Genomic DNA, 4475 nt, shown 5'->3' with positions numbered 1-4475 from the left:
GGGTGATGTCCATGCAACGGGTCAGTATCCAAACTGGCTAAAAAAGTTCTGGGCTCACAAAGGTTTCAAAATCGATATTACACCGGCTGATGAAAAAATTTTGGCTGAGAATACCGTGGATTATGTGGCCTTTTCATACTATATGTCTTGGACAGTATCCGATACTGGCGATGAGTGGTTGGAATATGATGAGGAAGCGAATCACGGTGACAACCCATTCTTGCAGAAGTCAGATTGGGGCTGGCAAATTGATCCAGTTGGCGTCCGTTGGGCGATGAACTGGATGTGGGATCGTTGGCATAAGCCAATGTTTATCGTCGAAAACGGCTTTGGTGCCTATGACGAATTGACCCCAGAACATGAAGTGCACGATGATTATCGCATTGCCTATTTCCAAGGGCATATCCAAGCGATGGAGCGGGCCGTTGCCTTAGATGGCATTCCGCTAATTGGCTATCTACCATGGTCAGGAATTGATATTGTGTCGGCCTCGACAGGTGAAATGTTGAAGCGTTATGGCTTCATTTATGTCGACCTGGATGACATGGGCCAAGGATCGGGCACGCGCTATCGTAAGGACTCGTTTAAGTGGTATCAGCAAGTGATTGCCTCAAATGGAGAGGATTTGGGGTAGGTTAATCAAATTGAGAATTGGTGATGACATGCAAGTAACGATACGAAATAAGTAGAGGAAAACAACATGAATAATTTCATCAATGAAAAGTTGTTGCCGCCAGTTATGAAATTCGTTAACACGAAGGCGGTTACGGCAATTAAGAATGGAATGCTTTACCCAATTCCATTCATTGTGATTGGCGCGGTCTTCTTGATTTTGGGACAATTCCCAATTCAAGCGGTCCAAGATTATTTAAATGAAATTGGTTTAGGTCCAATTTTCATGCAAGCTAACAACGCGTCATTTGGTATTATGGCATTGTTTGCCGTATTCGGTATTGCGTACTCATGGGTGCGTGATGAGGGGCACGATGCAGTGCCTGCCGGTATGTTGGCCATTGTGGTCGATATCATTTTGCAACCGGATACAGTTAAGTCGGTCACTAGCATCGCGAACCCAGAACGTGTCTCAACGGTTTGGCAAGTGTCAGGTGTGATTGATAAGGCATGGCTTGGTGGTAAGGGTATGATCGTGGCCATTATCGTTGGATTGTTGGTTGGTTGGTCTTATTCATGGTTCATGAAGAAGGGCTTTACCATCAAGTTGCCAGAACAAGTGCCTGCTAACGTTGCGGCGTCATTTACGGCTTTGATTCCAGGTGCTGCAATTGTTACGGTCGCAACAGCCATTTATGGTATCTTCAAGCTTGGCTTTAATACAACGATGGTTGAGTGGATTTATGCCACGATTCAAACACCATTGCAACACGCAACCGATGGACCGTTGGGTGTTGTCGTTGTCGCCTTCTTGCCAGTGTTCTTGTGGTTCTTCGGTGTTCACGGTGCCACAATCGTGGGTGGTATCATGACGCCATTGCTATTGGCAAACAATGCTGATAACTTGGCTTTGTATAAGGCTGGTAAGTTGACTTTGGATAACGGGGCGCACATTGTGACGCAAGCCTTCATGGATCAATTCATTACGGTGACTGGTTCAGGTATGACAATCGGATTGGTTATCTTTATGTTGGTTCGTGCCAAGTCAGTACAAATGAAGACGCTTGGAAAGTTGGAAATTGTCCCAGCTTTGTTCAACATCAATGAACCAATCTTGTTCGGATTGCCATTGGTTTTGAACCCATTGTTGGCTATCCCATTCATTTTGACGCCATTGGTTTCAGGTTTCGCGACGTATGCCGTGATTGCAATGGGTATTATTCCACCATTTAATGGTATGTATGTACCATGGACGACGCCCGCAATTGTGTCAGGTTTGATTGTCGGTGGTTGGCAAGGTGCGTTGTGGCAAGCGGTTATGCTTGTGATGACAGGATTCATGTATTACCCATTCGCTCGCAAGTACGACAAGGTATTGCTTGCTGAAGAACAAGGTGATGCACAACCATCAGCCGCTGATATTGAAAAGTTGGAAGAAAACCCAGCTAACTAAATTTAACCTTGATAAGAGTATCACTCGTTCTGAGTGGTGCTTTTTTCTTTATTTTGGACAAATGTCGGTCACATGCGTCTATCTTTGTTGGAGGTGATGAAATGTACATTGCACAAACGCTTGGCACAACCGGGCTAATGACGGCGGATAAGGCTGATAAACAATGCAATTATGTTTGTCCAGGGTGTCAGACTCCGGTGACAGTCAAAAAAGGCCGCCTTAAACAAGCTCACTTCGCGCATACAAGCTTACAAAAATGTCAGGCATTAGCTGAAGGTGAATCAGCAGTTCATTTGCTAGGTAAATTAGCGATGGTTGACTTCTTCGAAAGTATTGGTGGCCGAGTGGTGTTGGAGCCTTGGTTACCTGAGATTCAACAACGGCCGGACTTGCTCGTAACGTTTGACAATCGACAAGTGGCGATTGAATTTCAATGTGCGCCAATCAGTGCTGAACGGGTGCAGCGTCGTACCGCTGGTTTTGCTAAGCTTGGGTTGGATGTTGTGTGGGTACTAGGGCCAACCTACCAGCAACGAAAATTACAACAAGCGACACTGGCGAAATTTGCGCGGATTCGACACGAGACGCTACAAGTAGCGCTATGGCGCGGAAAAGATGGGATTCAATGGCGGGAATGGTGGACAGTGGATGGCCGGACGCATGTTGGCCAGGAGGATTATTCCGATCCGATTAGGCAATTGGCGAAAATTCAGCAACAGGTTGTGCGTCGTGACCGGCGCATCAGGCAACTGCAAAAACAACTTTATCAGCAAAATCGGACAGTCACCGGGATTCCAATTTGTTGTCATATCAGGCAGCCACTACCGGGCGGTTTAAAGACGCCTCATTGGATTTTGGCCACGCAGCTAATCACAATACTCGAGAAGGCACCATGTCCTGCTGAACAACTACTAACGGTGATTGAACGGGCTGAATGGTTCGCTTTTGGGGCCACCCCTGCTAGCGCTGTTGCGAAGCTGTGGTTAACGCAGTTGTTGGTGTTATGGCAGTCGATGGGGGTTGTGCAAGTAACAAATGACCGCTGGCGTCTGGTCACAAATGTACAGTGGTTTGCAGATTTCAATCAAAAATGTCGAGAATTACGTTCTCACGTGCATACTGTTGGCAGTAAGTGATAGAATAAAGCTAATATTTTTGAAATGAGGTGGCGAGCAATGGCCAAAGAATTACCATTACGAGATGCATTGCCTGAGTCAATGACTTGGAATTTGCAGACAATTTTTGCTTCTGATGAAGCGTGGGAAGATGCCTTTGAAGAATTGGCCGATCGGTTAGAGTCAGCGGATTTCTTCGTCCAATCAGCAACGACGTCTGGTACAGATTTGTACAATGCGTTGCAATACGGTTTGGGTGTGATGCGTGACTTAGAAAAGCTGTATGTCTATGCTTCAATGAAGTCAGACCAAGATACAGCCAACGCTTATTATCAAGGGTTGAGCAATCGAGCTGAAGCCTTGGCAGCACGTGTTTCGGCAGCCATTGCATTCTTTGATCCAGCTGTTTTGTCACTTTCAGAAGCTGAATTAACGGCCTTTTTTGAAGCAGAGCCTAAGCTGGGGGCGTATAAGCATTACTTCGAGAGCATCTTGACGCAACAAGGTCACGTCTTAACGCCAGACCAAGAAGCATTGTTAGCTGCTGCTGGGGATGTTTTTGGGGCGTCAGAACGGACATTTGGTGTGTTGGATAATGCCGATATTAAGTTTGAAGCTGTTGCCAACGAAGATGGTGAACTGGAGACGTTGTCAAACGGTGTCTATTCACGTTTATTGGAGTCGACTGACCCGGAAGTACGTCGAAATGCTTTCCAAACGTTCTACAAGTCATATGTCTCACTTGAAAATACCTTTGCATCTTTGATTGCCAGTCACGTGAAGGGTCATAACTTTATGGCGGCGGTTCACAACTATGATAATGCGCGTGAAGCTGCTTTAGCTGGTAACCATGTGCCAGAAGTGGTGTACGATACATTGGTGGCGGAAGTAAATGAAGCGTTGCCGTTGTTGCATCGTTACGTTGCCCTCCGAAAGCAATTGTTGGGCTTGGACGAATTGCACTCATACGATTTGTATACCCCAATTTTGGGCGAACCTGACTTTACGATTGATTACGAATCTGCCCAGGCTGAAGCATTGAAGGCGTTGGCACCATTGGGCGAAGATTATCTGGAAGTTGTCAATACAGCCTTTGATAATCGTTGGATTGATGTCATTGAGAATAAGGGCAAGCGTTCAGGAGCCTACTCGGGCGGTTCATATGATACAAATCCATTCATTTTGCTGAACTGGGTTGATAACCTGAACAATTTGAGCACTTTAGTTCACGAAATGGGCCACTCAGTGCACTCATATTTGACTCGTCAAAATCAGCCTTACCACTACGGCGATTA

General features: G+C 46.0%; 3 protein-coding genes and 1 pseudogene. All 4 read left to right on the top strand.

Annotation, left to right across the window (positions count from 1 at the left end):
- Positions 1-634 (top strand): family 1 glycosylhydrolase (locus WEIDD23_RS14780; protein WP_242865488.1); only part of this gene is annotated, 634 nt, incomplete at its 5' end.
- A 66-nt stretch (positions 635-700) separates the two neighbouring features.
- Positions 701-2065, top strand: coding sequence for a PTS sugar transporter subunit IIC (locus WEIDD23_RS09000; RefSeq protein WP_010372507.1), 1365 nt, complete (start codon positions 701-703; stop codon positions 2063-2065).
- Between the two features lie 101 nt (positions 2066-2166).
- Positions 2167-3201 carry a competence protein CoiA gene (locus WEIDD23_RS08995; protein ID WP_010372510.1) on the top strand — a complete coding sequence of 345 codons (1035 nt, stop codon included), beginning with the start codon at positions 2167-2169 and terminating at the stop codon, positions 3199-3201.
- A gap of 39 nt (positions 3202-3240) precedes the next feature.
- Positions 3241-4475: pseudogene (locus WEIDD23_RS08990) on the top strand (M3 family oligoendopeptidase); the annotation flags it as partial.

It is taken from the genome of Weissella sp. DD23, assembly GCF_001579105.1.
Taxonomy (GTDB): Bacteria; Bacillota; Bacilli; order Lactobacillales; family Lactobacillaceae; genus Weissella; species Weissella cibaria.
The sequence above is the reverse complement of the archived record's forward strand: the minus strand, read 5'-3'. Positions and strand labels throughout refer to the sequence as shown.

Coding starts and splice junctions, on each gene's coding strand:
- WEIDD23_RS09000 (WP_010372507.1), top strand. CDS start 701: ATGAATAATTTCATCAATGAAAAGTTGTTGCCGCCAGTTATGAAATTC.
- WEIDD23_RS08995 (WP_010372510.1), top strand. CDS start 2,167: ATGTACATTGCACAAACGCTTGGCACAACCGGGCTAATGACGGCGGAT.